Source organism: Mesorhizobium sp. B2-4-19, assembly GCF_006441315.1.
In the GTDB taxonomy this organism is placed as follows: Bacteria; Pseudomonadota; Alphaproteobacteria; order Rhizobiales; family Rhizobiaceae; genus Mesorhizobium.
On record NZ_VFUV01000003.1, the window covers coordinates 436425 to 456231 of the forward strand.

21 protein-coding genes and 1 pseudogene are annotated in these 19807 nt (G+C 62.4%); 7 read left to right on the forward strand and 15 right to left on the reverse strand.

What is annotated here, in order from left to right:
• Positions 1–24: 24 nt before the first annotated feature.
• On the forward strand, positions 25–1212 hold the full coding sequence (locus FJ546_RS08260; RefSeq protein ID WP_181167856.1) for an NAD(P)/FAD-dependent oxidoreductase: 1188 nt from the start codon (positions 25–27) through the stop codon (positions 1210–1212).
• 20 nt (positions 1213–1232) lie between these two features.
• Here FJ546_RS08260 and FJ546_RS08265 read toward each other — a convergent pair whose 3' ends face one another.
• Together FJ546_RS08265 and FJ546_RS08270 are read right to left on the reverse strand one after the other, a co-directional pair.
• Positions 1233–3341, reverse strand: coding sequence for a molybdopterin oxidoreductase family protein (locus FJ546_RS08265; RefSeq protein WP_140888867.1), 2109 nt, complete (start codon positions 3339–3341; stop codon positions 1233–1235).
• A 104-nt stretch (positions 3342–3445) separates the two neighbouring features.
• On the reverse strand, positions 3446–5323 hold the full coding sequence (locus tag FJ546_RS08270) for an ABC-F family ATP-binding cassette domain-containing protein (RefSeq protein WP_140888868.1): 1878 nt from the start codon (positions 5321–5323) through the stop codon (positions 3446–3448).
• A gap of 126 nt (positions 5324–5449) precedes the next feature.
• On the opposite strand from FJ546_RS08270, the pseudogene FJ546_RS08275 reads away from it, so the two are divergent.
• Positions 5450–5713 (forward strand): annotated as a pseudogene (locus tag FJ546_RS08275) (helix-turn-helix domain-containing protein); the annotation flags it as partial.
• A 75-nt stretch (positions 5714–5788) separates the two neighbouring features.
• On the opposite strand, the gene FJ546_RS08280 reads toward FJ546_RS08275, so the two are convergent.
• The 4 genes from FJ546_RS08280 to FJ546_RS31140 form a co-directional block, all read right to left on the reverse strand.
• The gene (locus tag FJ546_RS08280; RefSeq protein WP_140888869.1) at positions 5789–6238 is read right to left on the reverse strand and encodes a MucR family transcriptional regulator; all 450 of its coding nucleotides are present in this window, start codon (positions 6236–6238) and stop codon (positions 5789–5791) included.
• Between the two features lie 159 nt (positions 6239–6397).
• Positions 6398–6601 (reverse strand): hypothetical protein, encoded by a 204-nt coding sequence (locus FJ546_RS08285; RefSeq protein ID WP_140888870.1) that lies wholly within the window; start codon positions 6599–6601, stop codon positions 6398–6400.
• A complete protein-coding gene (locus FJ546_RS08290) occupies positions 6594–7520 on the reverse strand; it encodes a DMT family transporter (protein ID WP_140888871.1) in 927 nt (308 codons plus the stop codon). The genes FJ546_RS08285 and FJ546_RS08290 overlap by 8 nt, the downstream gene beginning before the upstream one ends.
• 45 nt (positions 7521–7565) lie before the next feature.
• Positions 7566–8402 (reverse strand): hypothetical protein, encoded by an 837-nt coding sequence (locus FJ546_RS31140; RefSeq protein WP_181167857.1) that lies wholly within the window; start codon positions 8400–8402, stop codon positions 7566–7568.
• A gap of 112 nt (positions 8403–8514) precedes the next feature.
• Here FJ546_RS31140 and FJ546_RS08305 point away from each other — a divergent pair, with 112 nt between their 5' ends.
• Both FJ546_RS08305 and FJ546_RS08310 read left to right on the forward strand, forming a co-directional pair.
• Positions 8515–9474, forward strand: a complete 960-nt coding sequence (locus tag FJ546_RS08305) for a LysR substrate-binding domain-containing protein (RefSeq protein WP_140888872.1) — start codon at positions 8515–8517, stop codon at positions 9472–9474.
• Positions 9475–9555: 81 nt separating this feature from the next.
• Positions 9556–10131, forward strand: a complete 576-nt coding sequence (locus FJ546_RS08310; RefSeq protein WP_181167858.1) for a GNAT family protein — start codon at positions 9556–9558, stop codon at positions 10129–10131.
• Positions 10132–10154: 23 nt separating this feature from the next.
• Here FJ546_RS08310 and FJ546_RS08315 read toward each other — a convergent pair whose 3' ends face one another.
• A complete protein-coding gene (locus FJ546_RS08315; protein ID WP_140888874.1) occupies positions 10155–10667 on the reverse strand; it encodes a DinB family protein in 513 nt (170 codons plus the stop codon).
• Positions 10668–10733: 66 nt separating this feature from the next.
• Between FJ546_RS08315 and FJ546_RS08320 the strand changes: the two genes are divergently transcribed.
• Positions 10734–11426, forward strand: a complete 693-nt coding sequence (locus tag FJ546_RS08320) for a glutathione S-transferase family protein (protein ID WP_140888875.1) — start codon at positions 10734–10736, stop codon at positions 11424–11426.
• 84 nt (positions 11427–11510) lie between these two features.
• Here the strand turns inward: FJ546_RS08320 and FJ546_RS08325 are convergent, their stop codons facing one another.
• Complete coding sequence (locus FJ546_RS08325) at positions 11511–11771, reverse strand: DUF2934 domain-containing protein (RefSeq protein ID WP_140888876.1); 261 nt, start codon at positions 11769–11771, stop codon at positions 11511–11513.
• A 373-nt stretch (positions 11772–12144) separates the two neighbouring features.
• Between FJ546_RS08325 and ndk the strand changes: the two genes are divergently transcribed.
• The gene (gene ndk, locus FJ546_RS08330) at positions 12145–12567 is read left to right on the forward strand and encodes a nucleoside-diphosphate kinase (RefSeq protein ID WP_095770647.1); all 423 of its coding nucleotides are present in this window, start codon (positions 12145–12147) and stop codon (positions 12565–12567) included.
• 81 nt (positions 12568–12648) lie between these two features.
• Here ndk and FJ546_RS08335 read toward each other — a convergent pair whose 3' ends face one another.
• From FJ546_RS08335 to FJ546_RS08360, 6 genes are all read right to left on the reverse strand, one after another.
• The gene (locus tag FJ546_RS08335; protein ID WP_140888877.1) at positions 12649–13413 is read right to left on the reverse strand and encodes a YbaY family lipoprotein; all 765 of its coding nucleotides are present in this window, start codon (positions 13411–13413) and stop codon (positions 12649–12651) included.
• A gap of 95 nt (positions 13414–13508) precedes the next feature.
• The gene (locus tag FJ546_RS08340) at positions 13509–13988 is read right to left on the reverse strand and encodes a molybdenum cofactor biosynthesis protein MoaE (RefSeq protein WP_140888878.1); all 480 of its coding nucleotides are present in this window, start codon (positions 13986–13988) and stop codon (positions 13509–13511) included.
• Positions 13989–13992: 4 nt separating this feature from the next.
• Positions 13993–14250 (reverse strand): molybdopterin converting factor subunit 1, encoded by a 258-nt coding sequence (moaD, locus tag FJ546_RS08345; RefSeq protein WP_140888879.1) that lies wholly within the window; start codon positions 14248–14250, stop codon positions 13993–13995.
• Position 14251: 1 nt separating this feature from the next.
• Entirely contained in the window at positions 14252–14848 is a 597-nt protein-coding gene (pgsA, locus tag FJ546_RS08350; protein ID WP_140888880.1) for a CDP-diacylglycerol--glycerol-3-phosphate 3-phosphatidyltransferase, read from the reverse strand.
• 96 nt (positions 14849–14944) lie between these two features.
• Positions 14945–17011: an excinuclease ABC subunit UvrC gene (uvrC, locus tag FJ546_RS08355; protein WP_140888881.1), complete on the reverse strand. Its 2067-nt coding sequence runs from the start codon at positions 17009–17011 to the stop codon at positions 14945–14947.
• Positions 17008–17772 (reverse strand): SDR family oxidoreductase, encoded by a 765-nt coding sequence (locus FJ546_RS08360; RefSeq protein ID WP_140888882.1) that lies wholly within the window; start codon positions 17770–17772, stop codon positions 17008–17010. Before FJ546_RS08360 ends, uvrC begins: the two co-directional genes overlap by 4 nt.
• 413 nt (positions 17773–18185) lie before the next feature.
• On the opposite strand from FJ546_RS08360, the gene FJ546_RS08365 reads away from it, so the two are divergent.
• The gene (locus FJ546_RS08365; RefSeq protein WP_095770654.1) at positions 18186–18842 is read left to right on the forward strand and encodes an outer membrane protein; all 657 of its coding nucleotides are present in this window, start codon (positions 18186–18188) and stop codon (positions 18840–18842) included.
• Between the two features lie 61 nt (positions 18843–18903).
• Here the strand turns inward: FJ546_RS08365 and FJ546_RS08370 are convergent, their stop codons facing one another.
• Positions 18904–19500, reverse strand: coding sequence for a glutathione S-transferase (locus FJ546_RS08370; protein WP_140888883.1), 597 nt, complete (start codon positions 19498–19500; stop codon positions 18904–18906).
• Positions 19501–19807 lie beyond the last annotated feature (307 nt).

A 19807-nucleotide genomic window follows, 5' to 3' on the forward strand; every position in this document is an offset into this window, starting at 1 on the left:
GGGCTGGGTCCAGTCCGTGCCGCCATGCTTTTGACATTCTCAGGACGCGAATTGAGCTGGGAGGCGCGCTTGGACGACACCACGACAGTAGCGATCATCGGTGCCGGGCCGGCGGGCCTGGCCGTCGCCGCATGCCTGCGGCAGGCCGGCGTCGACTTCATCATCATCGAAAAAGAGCAGCAGGCCGCGCCTGCCTGGCGGCGCCATTACGAGCGCGTCCACCTGCATACGATCAAGCGCTATTCGTCGCTGCCCTTCGTGTCCTTCCCCAAACACTATCCGCGTTATGTGCCGCGCGCTCTCTTCGTCGACTATCTCGATGCCTACGCGCAACGCTTCAACCTCAAGCCCCGCTTTGGAGAAACCGTGAAGGCGGTCACCCGCGACGGTCGCGGCTGGCGCGTGGACGCGCCATCGGGGCCGTTGCGCGCCAAACATGTGGTGATCGCGTCAGGTTACAATGCCGAGCCCTTGCGGCCCGGATTTGCCGGTATCGACACCTTCACGGGCAAGACATTGCACAGCGCCGACTATCGCAATGCCGCGCCCTTCACCGGCCAGTCGGTGCTCGTCGTCGGCATGGGCAACACCGGCGCGGAGATTGCGCTCGACCTGGCGGAAAACGGCGCACAGCCGACGATTTCCGTGCGCGGCGGCGTTCATATCGTGCCGCGGGAACTGTTCGGCGTGCCCATCCAGATGGTCGGCATGGCGGCGCGCCTGGGGCCGCAACGCTTCAACGATGTTCTTTTCCCGGTCATTCTCGACCTGGTGCTGGGCAGGCTGGAAAAATACGGGCTCAAACGGCCGGGACAGGGACTGCTGGAGCAGATTGCGATTGCATCGCGCATTCCGGTGATCGATGTCGGCACCATCGGCAAGATCCGAGAAGGCGTGATCAAGGTCGCGCCCGATATCGCCGAGATTTCGGAACGCGGCGCCCGTTTCGCCGACGGCAAACACGGCGAATTCGACGCGATCATCTTCGCCACCGGTTACCGGCCGGGCTATGCCAGATTTCTCGAACCCGGAATCCAGCCGGACCGCAGTGGAGTTACCCCCAAAGCTTCGGATCTCGGCCTCTACCTCATCGGTTTCCACAATGCAGTCACCGGATTGCTGCGCGAGATCGGGATCGAAGCCCAGGCGATCGCCGACGACATAAGGCACCGGCTGAACCGGACGAAGGCGGCTGAGATCCTGCCGGTGTGATGGGCTCGCGGACGCCTGGCTCAATCTGGCTTGCGCAGCCAGACCTTGTTGTCGTGGAAGGCAGCGCCGCCATAGGGCGCGGGTGCATCGGCGCCTGTCAGCACGTTGATGCCCTCGCCGCGCTCATGCGCGCTGTTGGGCCAGATGCCTTCGGCGATCACCACGCCGCGCTTGATGCCGTCGAAGAATTTGGCATGCAGCACCAGCTCGCCACGCCGGTTGCCGACCTCGACACGGTCGCCGTCGGCAAGCCCAAGGTCCGCCGCGTCGTCGGGATGCAGGAGCAACGCCGGCCTGCCTTCCTTTTCCTTCGACACCGGCGTTTCGGCAAAGGTCGAGTTGAGGAAATTGCGCGCCGGCGAGGTCGTCAGCCGGAACGGATGCGCCTCGTCGGCCACTTCGATCAATTCGACATGGTCGGGAAACTCGGGCAGGCGCTCCACCGGTCCGAACAGGCCCATGCTCTTCGGCGGCCGGTTGGGAGCCGCCTGGCCGGTCCAGTCGGCGCGGAAGCGGAATTTACCATCCGCATGGCCAAACCCGTTGATAAAATGCGCGGCCTCGAAATCCGGCTGCAGATCGACCCATTTCTTCTCTTTCAAGCTGTCGAAACCGCCCAGCCCACGCTTGCCGAGAATGATGTCGATATGCTGCTGTTCGGTCAGGCCGAAACCCGGGCGGTCTGCGACCCCCAGGCGCGCGGCCAGTTGCTCGATGACGAAATGGTTGGTGCGCGGCCCTTCCGGCGGCTCGATCAGCTTGGGACCGAGCGTGATGTGCTGGTTGCCGCCGCCCTTGTAGACATCGTCATGCTCGAGAAACATCGTCGCCGGCAGGACGACATCGGCTAGTTTGGCGGTGTCGGTCATGAACTGCTCGTGCACGCAAGTGAACAGGTCGTCGCGCAGAAAGCCCTGCCTCACCAGCCGCTGCTCGGGCGCTACATTCACCGGGTTGGTGTTCTGGACCAGCATCGCAGTCACCGGCGGTCCGCCATAGAGCGCGTCAACGGCGCCGGTCAGCACCGGGCCGATGCGCGAATGGTCGAGATGGCGGATCGAGGGATCGCGCATCCTGGTGCCTTCCAGCACCTCCTGGTTGAGCTTGAAGATGCCGGAATTCGAATGGAAGGCGCCGCCGCCCTCATACTGCCAGCTTCCTGTGACCGCGGCGATGCAGGAGGCGGCATGCATGTTGACGGCGCCGTTGCGCTGGCGGGCGAAGCCGTAGCCGAGACGGAAATAGGTTTTCTTGGTCGTGCCAACGAGGCGGGCAAAGGCCTCGATCTCGGTGACCGACAGGCCCGTGATCTCGGCCGCCCATTCAGGGGGCCGGGTCCGAAGATGCGCCTCCAGCCCCTTCGGGTCGTCGGTGTATTTTTCGAGATAGGCGCGGTCCGCCAGGCCTTCCCTGAACAGCACATGCATGACCGCGCAGGCCAGCGCGCCGTCGGTGCCGGGCTTCAGCACAAGGCCCATGTCGGCCTGCTTCATCGTCGCGTTTTCATAGACGTCGACGACGACGATCTTAGCGCCGCGTTCCTTGCGCGCCTTGATGGCATGGGTCATCACATTGACCTGGGTGACCACGGCATTGGTGCCCCAGATCACCACGCAGTCGGATTTCGCCATTTCGCGCGGGTCGGGCCCACGCAAGGCGCCCGCCCCCATCATCCAGCCGGTCCAGGCGAGATTGGTGCAGATCGACCCGAAGAAGCCCGAATATTTCTTGGCGTGACGCAGGCGGTCGATGCCGTCGCGCTGCACCAGCCCCATCGTGCCGGCATAGAAATAGGGCCAGACCGTCTCCGAGCCGTATTTGTCTTCGGCCGCAACGAACTTTTCGGCGACGAGGTCGAGCGCGGCCTCCCAGCTCGCTTCCTGCCAGACGCCGTCGCCCTTGGCGCCGGCGCGGATCAGCGGCTTCAGCAAGCGGTCGGGGTGGTGGACGCGGTCGGCATAGCGCGCGACCTTGGCGCAGACGACGCCGGATGTGTAGCTGTTGGCCTTGGCACCATGGACACGGCCGATGCGGTTGCCATCGAGCAACTCGACCTCGAGCGCGCAGGTGGACGGGCAATCATGCGGACAGGCCGAATGGCCGATGCGAAGCTTGGCGTGCTGGTTCATGGGGAATGTTTAGCGATTTTCGCACGTGGCGTGTAGGGCCAGATAGCGTCCTTCCTTGTCTTCCAAAGGCCCTTCCTTCTCTCCCAAAGGAAAGAACGCTCCCCCTACTCCGCCGTGCCTTCCTCATACTCGGCCGACATGGTCAGCCATTTTTCCTCGTGGCCGGCCAGCGTCTGGGCGAGCTGCGAGCGCTCCTTGGCCAGGCGCGTCGCCGTCGAGGGATCCTTTTCGTAGATCGCCGGATTGGCCAGTTCGTCCTCGATGCCGTCGATGCGCTTGCGGAGGCGGTCCATCAGCGCCTCGGTGGCGCGGATTTCCTTGGCCAGCGGTTCGAAGGCGGCACGGCGCGCGGCCGCATCGCGACGGCGGTCGGCTTTTGACGCCTTGTCGGCCTCGCGCTTGCCGCGGCGGTCGCCGGACACGCCGGTGACCAACGCCTTGTAGTCCTCCAGGTCGCCATCATAGGGGTTGACCGCGCCATCCTTGACCAGCCACAGCCGATCCGCGGTCGCCTCAAGCAAATGGCGGTCGTGCGAGATCAGGATGACGGCCCCGGGGAATTCGTTGAGCGCATGGATCAGCGATTCACGGCTGTCGATGTCGAGATGGTTGGTCGGTTCGTCGAGAATGAACAGGTTCGGCCCCTCGAAGGCCGACAGGCCCATCAAAAGGCGCGCCTTCTCGCCACCGGACAGATCCTTGGCGGGCGTATTCATTTTCTCGGTCGTCAGACCGAACTGGGCGACGCGGCCGCGCACCTTGGATTCCGGCGCCTCCGGCATCAGCCGGCGGACATGCTCATAGGCGTTTTCCTCCGGACGCAGATCGTCGAGCTGATGCTGGGCGAAGATCGCCACCTTCAGCCCGGGCGCCACCGTCATGGTCCCGCTCTCCTGTTTGAGGCGGCCCGACAGCAGCTTGGCGAAGGTCGACTTGCCGTTGCCGTTGGCGCCAAGCAGCGCGATGCGGTCGTCGGCGTCGATGCGCAACGTCATCTTCTTCAGGATCGGCTGGCCTTCGGTGTAGCCGACATTGACGTTGTTCAGCGCCACGATCGGCGAGGCCACGGTCTTCACCGGTTCGGGAAAAGAGAACGGCCGCACCGAATCGTTCACGATCGCCGCGATCGGCTTCATCTTTTCCAGGGCCTTGATGCGTGACTGCGCCTGTCTGGCCTTGGACGCCTTGGCGCGGAACCGCTCGACGAAGGATTCCATGTGCTTGCGGGCGGCCTCCTGTTTGACGCGGCCCTTTTCCTGCAATTCCTTCTGCTCGGTGTATTGGCGCTCGAACTGATCATAGCCGCCGCGCCAGAAGGTCAGCTTCTTCTGGTCGAGATGAACGATCGAGTTGACGGCACGGTTGAGCAGGTCGCGGTCGTGCGAAATCAGCAGAACCGTGTGCGGGTATTTCGACACGTAGTTTTCCAGCCACAGCGTGCCTTCGAGGTCGAGATAGTTGGTCGGCTCGTCGAGCAGCAGCAGATCAGGCTCTGAAAACAGCACGGCGGCCAATGCCACGCGCATGCGCCAGCCGCCGGAGAAGGACGAGGCCGGCCGGCGCTGCGCTGCGTCATCGAAGCCGAGGCCGGCGAGGATGGTGGCCGCGCGGGACTCGGCCGAATGCGCGTCGATGTCGGCCAGCCGCATGTGAATATCGGCGATGCGGTGCGGATCGGTCGCGGTCTTTTCCTCTTCGAGCAGCGCCGTGCGTTCGAGGTCGGCCTTGAGCACGATCTCGATCAGCGGCTCCTCGGTTCCCGGCGCTTCCTGCGCCACCTGGCCGATGCGCGTGTTCTTCGGCAGGCTGATCGAACCGGTCTCGGAGGGAAAATCGCCGGTGATGGCCTTGAACAGCGTCGTCTTGCCGGTGCCGTTGCGGCCGACAAGGCCGGCCTTGGTGCCGGCCGGCAAGGTCAGCGAGGCATGGTCGAGAAGCAGGCGCCCGGCCATGCGGAGCGAAAGGTCGTTGATGATCAGCATGGCCGCGCTTTTGCACCGGACATCAACGCTTCGCAAGACCTTGCGGGCCAGTTGGCCGCACATGGCCTGAAACACAAGCGGGAGCGCGAGGCGAATTGGTGGCCCCCAGAAGATATTCTCGCAAGGCGAATTTGCGACTTCAGCGAAAAGCGCCTGGCACGCGCACTTCTGCTGCTGGCAAATTTCGGCAAGGAAGGAAAGCCTGAACCCATTCTCGGCAAGGTCAACCAGGAGACGCTTGCCGAAATGATCGGCACAACGCGACCGGGAGTCAGCTACTTCATGAACAAGTTCCGCGACCTCGGATTCATCGAGTACAATGGGAAACTCATGGTGCACAGTTCGTTGCTGAACGTGGTTCTCCACGATCAGCCGCAAATCAGACGGTGAACCCGGAAGCGCAAAGCCGCTTTCCGGGTTCCATTGGCTGTCGCGTCCGGGCCGGTTGGCCGGAGCGCTTCGCGCTTAGACAGCCGCCTTGCGCCTGGCTCCCTTTGCCACGGCGGCCGGCGCTGCTGCCGGTTTGCGGCCAAGTCCCGTCGACTTTGCCAGCGCCGACCGGGTCGCCGAGTAATTCGGAGCGACCATCGGATAGTCCGGCGGCAGGCTCCATTTGGCCCGATAGTCGTCAGGGCTCAGACCATAGTCGGTCCTGAGGTGTCGCTTGAGCGACTTGAACTTCTTTCCGTCCTCCAGGCAGATGATGTAGTCGGGAAATACCGACTTTTTCGGGTTTACGGCCGGAACCAGGCTCGGAGTTTCCACGACGACCGCGCCAGCCAGTTTTCGGACCGAGGCGCTGACGCTGGCAATCAGATCAGGCAGGCCGGAAGCTGGAAGTGGATTGTTGCCGACATAGGCCGAGACAATATCGGCCGTTAGCTCTATAACGGTCTTATCCTCGATATTTGACAATTCTTTCACCCTATTTGCGAGAAAGTCATCCACCCCAGCGAAGACTTTCGTCGATGTATCTCTTTAACCGCGTCCCCCAACGGCGCCAAGCGCCAAAACGAATCAAGACTTGGCGTCAACTATTTTTATGGGAAATCGACGCTGCGCAATTTAGAAAATCTAATACTTGGAAGCAGCAGACTTTGCCGTTCGGGTATCGGCCAATATCTCAAGAATACGCCGCCAACGGGCACAGCGCCCGAAATCCTTCTGCTCAATCGCCTTTTCGGCCTTCATCGCCGCGTAGAGCGGTGCTTCGGCGCCAAATTCCTTGATCAGCCAATGCGCTTCCTGCCTGGCGAGACGTTCATTGTCGTCAAACATAGTCTTGCGCCTCCGTGCGCTCCAGACCGACCGCGATACAACTGCCGATGACGAGGACGGCACCGGCAATGGCGGTTGTCGTCAACCGTTCACCGGACAGGGTCAGCAGCAATGTCGAGGCAATCGGCGTGAGATAGGCGACGACCGCGACCTTGCCGCTGCCTTCGAGCTTCAAGGCGCGCGACCAGAAGTAATAACCCAGCCCCATCGGGCCGGCGCCGAGATAGAGCCCCAGGGCGAGATCGACGCCAGAGGGCCAGGCGACGCCTTCGCCAGCGGACCATAGAAGCGTCAAGGCGACGCCGACCAGCGACGAAGGCAGCAGCAGGCGATCGGGCGAAGTGGCGAGCCGTCCAACCATCACCGAATAGAAAGCCATGCACAGCGCGGACCCGAATGCGGCGAAATAGCCGAGGAGATTGCCCTGGAACCAGCTGCTCTCACGCCCTCCCGAAATCACCAGCGCAACGCCGACGAAGCCAAGGGCCGCGGCAAGCCCCAGCATGACCGGACGCCGGGGATTGTCGAAGGCGATCACTGCCGCGGCGACCATCAAGGGCCAGGTATAGGCCACGAGATTGGCTTCGATTACCGGCATCGAGGCGAAGGCGACGTATTGCAGCACCATGGTGCCGACCAGACCGATGAATCCGACAGCGAGAGGAGCGAGTGTCGCGCTTGGCGCCATTGGCGGCGCTTCTTCACGGTTCATGAACCGGATCAAGGCGAAGACCAGTGCAGCTCCCGCAAATTGCAGGAACTGCACTTGCGACACCGGATGTGTCGCCAGCAGGGATCTGCCGACCAAAGCATTGGTCGACCACAAAGCCACCGCGCCGGCGGCAAAAATCAGCGCGGATATCGAACCTGATCCGTGCCGAAACAATCGGCCTGGGGCCCTATGCCTGTGCTGCACCATGATCTTGTCCGAAGACCGGCTCCCACTTTTCGGGATCATGGTTGACTACCATGATTCCCTGGCTCCGCCCGAAACCTGTGCTTCGGCGGACGGGGCAGGCGTCGGATGCTCCGCCTCGAACCGGCGATAGGCCGGCAGCTGGTTGGTCCAGACGTCTTCGGCCAATTCGTTGACCCACTCGCGGTCGTGATCATTGTCGGCGGCGAGATAGAACATGCGGTTGTCGTCGACATAGGGCTTGGCCACCGAACGCTGGTTGAGCACCAGGGTGACGCGCTCGCCGTACTGGATCGGCGCCGTGCGATGCAGGACGCCGAGGAATTGCCCGAGGGTCGCGTAGTTCATCTTGTGATCGATGCGCATGATGCGGTTGCGCGGAATCTCGCGGCCGGATTCGAGGATGGCGCGGCCCGTCTCGGAATCGTCGCAATAGATTTCGAGATGGCCGCCGACCAGCGGGTTGCTGATCGACAAAGGAATGAGTTCGGTGACCGGGACGCCGTCGCAATGCCATTCGACGGCGCCGTCCCTGGGATTCATGAAGGTGACGGTCGAGCCGACGATCGACAGCGGATAGGGCTCCAGCTTCGTGCCCATCATGTCGGACAGCCGCTCCAGGCGCAGCTTGTCGTGCAGCAATTCCTTGATTTCGGGGATGAAACGGTCGGCGCCGGTGATGAAGGTCAGGTCGAGGTGCTTGTGCACGGCATGACTGTCCTTGAGCTTTAAAGCGGCCTCCTCGATTGCGGCGAGCAGTGCCGGGTCATAGCCATGCAGATACTGTGCAACGCCGAAACTCGACACTTTCCAGGCGGTTTCATGGCCGATAATGGCCTCACGGCTCATCGCATAGCGCAATTCGGGTATGGTATGTGCGTTCATTGTACTTCTCCAAGTGGGGGGCAAACACTTGATTAACAGTCGATTAAATTAGCCCCCCCTGTAAAATTAGGAATGCTGGTGCTAGTGTAAGCCCAGCTTAAGGTCGAAGCCCGTGCGTTTGCTCAGTCAGGTCAACCTCAATTCGCTGAAAATCGTGGAGAGTGCTGCGCGCCACGGGAATTTCACGCGGGCTGGCGAGGAGCAGTTCATCACCGCTTCAGCGGTCAGCCAGCGCGTCAAGAGCCTGGAGGATCAGCTGCGTTTCAAGATTTTCCAGCGCGGTGGCAATGCGGTGTCGTTGACGCCGGAAGGCGAGACCTATGTCTCGCGTGTTCGCGAGGCGTTGGAGCGGATCGTCGCCGCCAGCATGGAAGCGACCGGACAATCGCAGGAACATGTGCTGAAAATATCCGTGCTGCCGACCTTCGCCGCGCGCTGGCTGTTTCCACGCCTGCCGGGATTCCAGCGGCGACACCCCGATATCGTGATGCGGGTGTCGACCTCCTATGCAACGCATGAGTTCACCGCCTCCGATTTCGATCTCGAAATCCGCTATGGAGACGGCCATTTCAACGGGCTGCCATCTGATCTGCTGTTTCGGGAAGACCTGACACCAGTGTGCAGCCGCAAACTGTTCCATGAGATTCTCGGCAACAAGCCGGTGTCAAAGGTGACGCCCGACGACCTCAGGCACTTCACGCTTCTGCATTCCGACACCTGCACCCAGAACTGGCAGTCCTGGCTTGGCTTTGCCGGCGCCAGTTTCGTGCTCAGCGAGACCAAAAGCATCTATTTCGACTCGTGCATGATGTCCTATGAGGCCGCCAATGCCGGAATGGGCTTTGCCGTGGCCAACCGTGCCTATATGGCCAGCGACATCCGCGCCGAAAGGCTGGTCGCTCCCTTTGCCGTCCACCAGCCGAATACCGCCGGTTGGTATTTCGTCTCCCCCCACAAGTGCCTTGCGGCACGCAAGGTGCTGCTGTTCAAACAATGGGTCATGGCGGAAGCCGCTTTGACGCAACGCCAATTGGACAGTGAAATCCGCGATCTGGCTACCGAAGCTGTCTGAAATTCGTATCAGCGCCCAATTGTCCGCCGATGACCGCCGGGTCAGAAAATCGAGGACCGCCGGTTAATGGACGTCCAATCCATGCAACCCGCCCTGGCCGGCAAGATTGTTGAACTCAAGCCGCTTCAGCCGGGGCATTCGCAGGGCCTTCTGCGTGCAGCCTCGGACGGTGAGCTGTGGAACCTGACGGCCACGGTGGTTCCCGGGCCAGCCACGATCGATGACTATGTAGCCAGCGCCCTGGCTGGACGACGAGCCGGGACTGTCATGCCTTATACAATCGTCCTGCGCGGCACGGGAGCGATCTGCGGGAGTACGCGGTTCTGGAAGATCGATCGCATGAACAGAAAATTGGAGATTGGGCACACGTGGCTCAGCGCCTCGGTTCAGCGGTCAGGGGTCGATACCGAGGCAAAGTACCTTCTCCTGGCGCATGCCTTCGAGGTCATGGCGTGTGTGCGGGTGCAGTTCACCACCGATGAGCTCAATGACGCATCGCGAGCGGCCATTCTGCGGATCGGGGCAAAGCAGGAAGGGATCGTTCGCAATGAGCGGATCATGCCGGACGGCAGGAAACGCAATTCCGTGCGGTTCAGCATCATCGATTCCGAATGGCCTGACGTGAAGGCCATGCTTCTGCAGAAGATGCGGCGGTAGTCGGCGCAGGCAGCTCGCCCGGATCAGGCGAAAGCCCTGCCCTCTTCGGAACGCTGGAAATGCGCCAGATCAAGCGGCACGGAAGGACGGCCGAGGACCGTCAGGATCATATGCGCCTGGCCGCGATGATGGGTCTGGTGGTTGAAGACATGCGCCAGCGCGGGCGCGAGACGCTGCGAGACGGTGCGCATGTCCGACAGGGTCATATAGGTGAAGCGGCCCGACAGCGCCTTGTCGCTCAGGCCAGAGAGCCAGTCGATGATCCGCCGGTCCTCCGCCTCGCGCGCCGTCCTCAACTTGGGCAAGGCCCGGTGCAGTATGGCATCCAGCGCCGTCGGCGCGTCGCCCTCGCCGGTGAAGCGCTTCATCCAGATGCGATCGGCGGCGAGCAGATGGTTGAGGGTGCCCATCAGCGAGCCGAAGAAGGCGCCGACGTCGCGATTGAACTCCTCTTCATCAAGGTCCACGGCGGCATCATAGATGCGGCCATTGGCCCATTGATTATACGCCGCAAACATCATGAAATGCTGTTTCATCTTTTCTCCAGCCGCCCCGTTCGGGGTGTCGCGAGCGATACCTAGACCGCAAAGAGACCCGCGCCAATGACCATTCTGCTTTATGAGCTCGTCGGGCGTGACGAGAGCCGTCCGTTCAGTCCACATTGCTGGAAGGCGACGATGGCGCTGGCCCACAAGGGGCTCGATATCTCGACCGCGCCGACGCGTTTTCTCGAGGTGCCTACCATCGAGGGCGGCGCTTCGAAAACCGTTCCGGTGATCCGCGACGGCGAAAAGATCGTCATCGATTCCTTCGCCATCGCGCTCTATCTGGAGGAAGCCTATCCGGATCGGCCGACGCTGTTTGGCGGCGACGGCGGCAAGGCGATGGCGCGCTTCATCGAGCGCTGGTCGCAATTGACCATCCATCCCTACGTCACCACCGCGGCGCTCGTCGACCTCCATGCCATGCAGGACGAAGAGAACGCCGTGTATTTCCGGCAGAGCCGGGAGCAGCGCTTCGGCAAGCAGTTGGAAGATGTCGTCGCGGCCCGCGATGCCGGCCTGGCGGCCTTTCGGGCTTCGCTCGAGCCGCTGCGCTCGATGCTGGGCCACCAGCCTTTCATCGGCGGCGCGTCGCCGCTGTTTGCGGATTACATCGTCTTCGGCGCGCTGCAATGGGCGCGCATCGCCACGCCCTACCAGCTGCTTGAAGACAGCGATCTCGTGGCGCAATGGTTCGCGCGTTGCCTCGACCTGCATGGCGGGGTGGGACGAAAGGTTGCCGCAGCGGCCTGACGGCCGCAAGCGCCTGCCCTACCCGCAAGGCGGGTGGGATGCGCCCGTCAATCCGTGGCGAAAATCAGCGGCGGGATAGCGGACCTACTTGGCCGCCTTCTTTGGCTTGCCGGTCTTCGGCTTGCTGGCTTTCACGGCGGTTTTTTCTTCCTTGGGAGCGGCTTTGGCCTTGCCGGCGCCAGATGCCTTCTTGGCTGCCGGCGGCTTGCCCGCATCCTCCCGATCGATGTCGGCGGCCGCCTGGTGCCAATGGCGTTCGTGGAGACCGGCCGGTTGCCCCTCTTCCTGCCAGATCTGATGTGCGCGGTTGCGAATGCGGTCCTGACGATCGTCTGCCATGGTCATGTTGTCTCCATTCGGGCCGACTTCAGCGCGGCGCCGACGCGTGACTATAGCAAGCAAAGCGTTGCTGTGCAGCCGTCTGATCTCGCCTGGCGGCTTGCCGGCCTGACATGGAAGCGCGCCCACTGCTCCGGTCCTTCGCTCGCGGTCCCTGCCCTTCGGCGTTCGAACCCTTTGAAAGGTGCACTGGACCTTTCAATCCGCCCAAAGGCCGACAGGGCTTTCATCGTTCATCGCTCGGAACGCCAGGCAATTGGCTTTCCGTCCGCTTCGGGGACCGCTCCTTACCCCTGTCGGTCCTCACCCCTTGGCAATGGGCAGGGCGGCCTGTATAGAGCCCGCCACTCTCAATTCCATTCTCAGACAAGGACGACCAATGGCGCTCGAACGCACCTTTTCCATGATCAAGCCGGACGCAACCCGGCGTAACCTCACCGGCGCCATCACCAAGATGCTCGAAGATGCCGGCCTGCGCGTCATCGCTTCGCGCCGCGTCTGGATGAGCCGCCGTGAGGCGGAAGGTTTCTACGCCGTCCACAAGGACCGTCCGTTCTTCGGCGAACTGGTCGAGTTCATGTCGTCGGCTCCGACGATCGTCCAGGTGCTGGAAGGCGAGAACGCCATTGCCAGGAACCGCGAAGTGATGGGCGCCACCAACCCGGCCAACGCTGACGAAGGCACCATCCGCAAGGTGCACGCGCTATCGATCGGCGAAAATTCGGTGCACGGCTCCGACGCGCCGGAAACCGCCGCGCAGGAGATCAAGTACTGGTTCTCAGACACCGAGATCGTCGGCTGAGCCGATATCATCAAGTCTGATTTGGAAAAGGCCGGCGCTTCGCCGGCATTTTTCATTGGCGATCAGATCTTTCATTGGCGATCAGCTCGCGGCGCTGAAGCGCAGGATTTCGTGGCCCTCCTTGTCCGATATGGCGAGCTTCCCGGCGTCGACCTTGTATGACGCCGCCTTGGCCAACGCATCGAACAGGGCCTTTTCCTCGGCCATCACCTCCGGCGCGCAGGCCTTGTAAGTCGAGCCGACGTCGCTGATGGCGATCGCCTGGCCATCGACTTTCGCGGTGGCGAAATAGGTGTTGCAGGGGCCGCTGCCGCCAGCTTTGCCGGCCTCGCTGATCCTGAACGTCGCCTGCGGCGCGGTGATGGCGCCAATGCCATCGACATAATCGACCACCCAGAGCTGGCCAAAGATGGAAGCCACCGGCTCGGTGCCTGACGCCACCATTTTCAGCATGATGGTCTGCGGCGCGTCGGTCAGCGGGTCCAGTTGATGGCGCACATCGGAAATGAACATCAACTTGCCGTCAACGGTGATCCGCGCCTGCAGCGCATAGCTCATCTGCGACCGGATCACCGACGGATCGAATTTGATCTCGAAGCTGATCGGCACCTGGCCGGCCGGCTTGATAGTCTGCTCGCCGATGATCCTGGCCGGTGCATCGGCTACTGAAACATCCGCAAGCTGGACGAAAAGCACGGCGCTGGGCGGCAGGGCGATGCGCTCGCGATAGATCACCTCGCCCCTCACCGCGTTTTCAGCGGCCATGGACAATTCCGGCACCGCCAGGATGCCGACGACCAGAGGCACGAAACCGAAGACGAAGAACTCCGCGAGCCTGTCCAGCATGACCACCTCCCTTGCCCGGACTGCCAATCCCCGGGGCTGATCAACCTCACGCAATTGGCCAAAGGATTGCGGTCAATACATGGCTGCGACGGGATTTATTCGGACGATGACTTCCAGCGCTTTGCCGCCTGGGCGTCGGTTTCCTTGGCCTCGACCCAGCCACCTTCCGAACCATCGGCGCGATGCTCCTTCTTCCAGAAGGGCGCGCGCGATTTGAGGTAATCCATGAGAAAGTCCGCCGCTTCGAACGCGGCCTGGCGATGGGCAGAGGCGGCCACCACCAGCACGATATTCTCGCCCGGACGAATCTTGCCATGGCGGTGGATGACGGTGAGGCCCTGCAGCGGCCAGCGCTCAACCGCCTCGGCGGCGATACGGCCGATCTCGGCCTCCGCCATGCCAGAATAATGTTCGAGCTCCAGTGCCGTGAGCGCGCCCTGCTCATCGCGGCAGAGCCCGGAGAAAGAAACCACCGCGCCAATGTCGGTGCGGCCCTCCGTCAGTCCGGCGATCTCGGCGGCGACGTCGAAATCCTCGCGCTGGATGCGCACGGTCGGCACCAGGACGGCCGACACGGTGTCAGCCCCCGGTCATCGGCGGGAACAGCGCGATCTCGCGCGCGCCCGATATCTTTTCGCGGTGGTCGACATGTTCCTGGTTGATGGCAACGCGGATCACGTCGGGATATCGCAGTGCGTGTTCGTAGCCCTCGCCGCGCGATTGCAGCCAGCGCAAGAGGTCGGCGACCGTCTCGATGCCGGCGGGCAATTCGACATCCTCTTCAGGCATGCCGATCCGTTCGCGCACCCAGGCAAAATAGATGAGGCGGGTCGTCATTTCACTCGTCCATGATGTGCTTGAGGCCGGCGCGGAAATAGTCGTAGCCGGTGTAGAGCGTGACGAGTGCCGCGATCCACAGCAGCACAAGGCCGGTCTGCGTCGTCAGCGGGAAGACCTTGTCACCGGCCGGTCCCGCCAGCAGGAAGGCGATAGCGACCATCTGGATGGTGGTCTTCCACTTGGCAAGCTGCGTCACCGGCACCGAGACCTTGAGCGCCGCCAGATATTCGCGCAGGCCAGAAACCAGGATCTCGCGGCACAGGATGATGATGGCGGCCCACAGCGACCAGCCGGCAATGCCGGCATGGCGATCGGTGTCGGCGGCAAGCAGCAAAAGGCAGGTCGCGACCAGCAGCTTGTCGGCGATCGGGTCGAGCATCTTGCCGATATTGGAGGTCTGCTGCCAGGCGCGCGCAAAATAGCCGTCGAAATAATCGGTGACGGACGCCAGCAGGAAAATGACCAGCGCCGACCAGCGGGCGAAGTCGCTCGATTTCAGATGACCTTCGAGAAAAAAGCACAGCACCACCAGCGGCACCGCGATGATGCGGGCGTAGGTCAGCATGTTGGGCAGGTTGAACGCGCGCTGGGCCATATCTGGTGGACTCTTTCTGCCTGCGTACTCAAATCAGAAGCCAATGTAGGGGGTCAACAGGCCAGATTCGACTGGCCAGCTGAAAGTGCCGAATTTTCAACTTTCGTGAAAATGATTGTAGACCAGTTTGGCGACCTGTTCGGAAATACCGTCGACTTTCCTCAGATCCTCGATCGCGGCACGGCTGACCGCCTTGGCGGTGCCAAATGCGAGCAGCAGCGCGCGCTTGCGGCCGGGGCCGATGCCGGCGATCTCGTCGAGCGGGCTTTTGACCATCTCCTTCTTGCGCCGCGCCCGGTGCGAGCCGATGGCGAAGCGATGGACCTCGTCGCGCAGCCGCTGGACGAAATAGAGCACGGGGTCGCGCACCGGCAGCGAAAAGGAATCCCTGCCCTTGACGAAAAAACGTTCGCGGCCGGCATCGCGGTCCTGGCCCTTGGCGATGCCGATGGCCACGACGCGGTCCTCGATGCCGAGATCGGCGAGAATCTTGCGCACCGCCGTCATCTGGCCCTGGCCGCCGTCTATCAGGATGACGTCAGGCCAGGCCGGGAAGCTGCCGGAGATGTCGTCTTCGACATCATCGCCCGCTTCCGCTGAGGCTGCGTCGTCGGGCGCGACATCGCCATGTTCCTTGAGCAGCCGCGAGAAACGCCGCTCCATCACCTCGCGCATCATGCCGAAATCGTCACCCGGGGTGATCTCGGTCGAGCGGATGTTGAATTTCCGGTACTGGTTTTTCACAAACCCTTCCGGTCCGGCGACAACCATGGCGCCGACGGCATTGGTGCCCATGATGTGCGAGTTGTCGTACACCTCGATGCGCACCGGCGGCTTGGCCAGGCCGAAGGTCTCGGCAAAACCGGCAAGCAACCGTCCTTGCGTCGAGGTTTCGGCCAGCCTGCGGCCCAACGCCTCCCGCGCATTCTGCAGGGCATTGTCGGTCAGGTCCTTCTTCTCGCCGCGCTGCGGCACAGAGATCGCAACCTTGCGGCCGGCGCGGGTCGAGAGCGCCTCGGCCAGCAATTCCTGGTCCTCGACGCCCTGCGACAGAAGGATGGCGCGCGGCGTCGGCTTGTCGTCGTAGAACTGCGCCAGGAACGAGCCCAATACTTCCGATCCTTCCAGCGCAGGATCGGCCTTCGGGAAATAGGCGCGGTTGCCCCAGTTCTGGCCGGTGCGGAAGAAGAAGACCTGGATGCAGACCTGCCCGCCTTCCTGATGGATGGCGAAGACATCCGCCTCATCGACGGTCGCCGGGTTGATGCCCTGATGGCTCTGCACATGCGACAGGGCGGCCAGCCGGTCGCGATAGATGGCGGCACGTTCGAAATCGAGGTCTTCAGATGCCTGCTGCATGGCGGCCGAAATCTCGGTCTTCACCTTCTGGCTGCGGCCGGACAAAAAATCCTTCGCCTCGGCGACCAGCTCGGCATAATCCTCATGCGAGATTTCGCCGGTGCAGGGGCCGGCGCAGCGCTTGATCTGATAGAGCAGGCACGGCCGGGTGCGGTTCTCATAGAACGAGTTGGTGCAGCTGCGCAGCAGGAAGGCGCGCTGCAGCGAATTGATGGTGCGGCCGACGGCGCCGGCCGAAGCAAACGGGCCGAAATAGTCGCCTTTTCGTGAGCGCGCGCCACGATGCTTGTAGATGCCGGGCGAGACATGGTCGCCGGTCAAAAGGATATAGGGAAACGACTTGTCGTCGCGCATCAGCACGTTGAATCGCGGCCGCAAGCGCTTGATAAGATTGGCTTCGAGCAGCAGCGCCTCGATCTCGGTGCGGGTGACGACGAATTCCATCGTCGACGTCTCGCGCACCATGCGGCCGATGCGGTTGGTGTGGAACCGGCCTTGCGCGTAGTTGGTGACGCGCTTCTTCAGGCTGCGCGCCTTGCCGACATAGAGCACGTCGCCCGCGGCGTTCATCATGCGGTAGACGCCGGGTGCGTTGGGCAGCCGTTTGACCAAGGTCTGGATCACCTCGGCGCCGACCATGCCTTCGGCATCGCCGGCATGCGGCGTCCAGTCGATGGCGGTGAAAGCGACATCCGGGCCTGTCGGCTCGACAATCTCCTCGAGCGCCTCGTCCTCGAGGTCGATTTCGGGAGGCAGGTCATCGGCGCCGCCACGCGCCTTGTTTTTGTGATCCAAAGGATTCATTCCGTCATGCCTGTCACATCGGGCGTCTGCCATGCAAGATGCTGGCCGCCATCGAGCGCGATCATCTGGCCGGTGACCGAGCACGCATCCCAGAGATAGCGGATGGTGGCGCCGAATTCCGGCAATTCCGGGCCGCGCTTCAGGATCAGGCCAGCGAGCTGTGCGTCAAAATCGGCATCGTCCTGGCGGACATTCTTCAGTGTCGGGCCAGGCCCGATCGCGTTGACACGAATGCGCGGGCCGAGCGCCTGCGCCAGCATCTGCGTCTGGGTCCACAAAGCCGACTTCGACAACGCGTAGGAGAAGTAGTGTGGCGTCGGCCGCCAGACGCGCTGATCGATGATGTTGACGATCAGCCCCTCGCGCCCTTCAGGCAAGGCGCGAGCGAAATTCTGCGCCAACAGCGCCGGCGTTTTCACGTGGATGGCAAAGTGGCGGTCCCAGGCCTGCCAATCGAAATCCTCAACGGAATCGTCGACGAAAAGCGACGCATTGTTGACCAGCAGCGAGATTGGACCCAGCGCGGCCTGCGCCTGGCCGACGAGGCCGCTGACGGCGCTCATGTCGGTCAGATCCGCCCCAACCACGGTGGCGCGGCCGCCAGACCGATTGATCCCCGCGGCCAAGGCATCCGCCTCGTCGTGCGAGCGATTGGCGTGGATGGCGACGGCAAAGCCATGGCCGGCGAGGTCTTCGACAATTGCCTTGCCGACCCGTTTCGCCCCGCCGGTCACCAGGGCCGCGGCAATGGCTTTGCTCATCTGCTGTCAATCCTCAATTTCGGCCCGAAAACACGACGCCGACGAAATATGGCCCGGCATGCGTTAAACGGCATTCACACTTGGGGCAGCATTGTGGCGAAACGCCCGGTTCGGCATGCCGACTCGTCTTGGAGCCGGAAGCGCCGGAACGCAATATAGGACGCTGGACTCCTTGCACCAAGCGGTGTGCAGCGCAGCATGAAATGGCTGCTGACATTTCGCTGTTGCGAAGATGCAACGTCAAGGTTCCGCCTCATTCGCGCCGGGTAATGACCCAAGTTCAGGTTCGCTTCAGCCTCATTTTGACACGACATTTGGAACCGACGAACGCCAGATCCGTTTCACCCCCCGGACGGGTTGATGGCGATCGTGAGAAACAAGCCTGTGTCCTGTGGCTTAAGGAGTAAAGAACAATGCAAGCCAATCTCAAATTCGCACGGCCGCTGGCCGTTGCGCTCGGGCTCTTCGCCCTCGGTGGTACTGCCTATGCCGCAGACGTCGTCCAGGAAGAGCCCCCGGCACCCGCGCCGGTTGCCGAACTGCCTGTCGCATCCTGGGCCGGTCCCTATGTCGGCCTTAACGTTGGCTACGGCTTCAGCGGCCGTACCAAGGAGAAGGATTTCGACGTTTCGACCGATACCAAGGGTTTCGTCGGTAGCGTCTTCGGCGGCTATCAGTGGCAGCAGGAGAACTTCGTGTACGGCGGTGAAGCCGAACTCGGCTACAACGGCGTCAAGGGTGACGACAACGGCATCAACTCGAAGGGCGGCTTCGAAGGCTCGCTGCGTGCCCGTCTTGGCTACGCCGTGACCCCGGAAATCCTGCTCTATGGCACCGGCGGTCTCGCCGGCAGAAGCCTGAAGGTGGAAGACTCGGTCATTCCTGCCAGCGACACCGCCACTATGATCGGCTGGACCGCCGGCGTCGGCACCGACATCAAGCTGACCGACAACGTCTTCGGCCGTGTCGAGTACCGCTACACGGACTTCGGCAGCAAGAGCTTCGATGGTATCGGCAAAGTCAAGGCGACCGACAACCGCGTCACCTTCGGTCTCGGTATGAAGTTCTAAGTCGTTCAAGCCACGACACGAAAAAGCCGGGCCTCGCGCCCGGCTTTTTTATTGCCGGTGCTCAGGCCGGAACCGCCGCCTTCAGCTCCGGAAATTTTTCGTCGAAACGCGCTGCCCAGCGAGTTAGCCGGCCACGGCCTTTTTCCCACTTGCCGGCGAAACGCAGCGAGAGATAGCCGAGGCAAGCGCGCAACGCCATCTGGCCGGCCGTGATCTTCTTCGGCAGTTTCGGCGGGTTGGCATTGAGCAGATCGAGCGCGGCGGCGATCTTCGCCCACTGCCGGTCGAGCCAGGGCTGATAGACCATCTCTTCGGGCCGGCTGCGGCGTTCATAGACCATCGACAGCGCGCAATCGCAGATGCCGTCGGCCAGTGCCTCCAGCACTTCCGCCTCCAGCCGCTTGTCGGGATTGCGCGGAAACAACGCGTTCTTCGAAATCCGGTTGAGGTGCTGGGTGATGGCGCGGCTGTCGTGAATGGAACGGCCATCATCGAGCACCAGCACCGGGATCTTGCCAAGCGGATTGGCGCCGATCAGTTCGGCCGGCTTGTCCTCGGTCTTGACCGGCACCAGATCGATCGCGATCCCGGCATAGGCCGCGGCCATCCTTACCTTGGAGCTGTAAGGAGAGGCGGACGCGTAAAGCAGCTTCGGCATGATCGGTTTCCTGTTTGCAGCGTCCAGTGTTGACTGGACAGGCGCTTGCGATCAACCGCCAGAGCGCGAAAAAACAGCGGCCAGAAACCGGTGGCGGTTTCCGCTCGAGACATCCCCGGACAAGCCTACGGACTGGTACGCTGGAAACACGAGCAATGGCGGCAGGTTGACGGGATTCAACCTGCATTCGCATCTCACGAACCCGAGGCATCGCACCCGGGCCTTCGCCGACCGCGGCAAGGAGACAATCCAAGGAGCGAGCGAGGCAGCCAACCGGCGCCTCGCTTTGCTTGCCCCTCGATCCCAT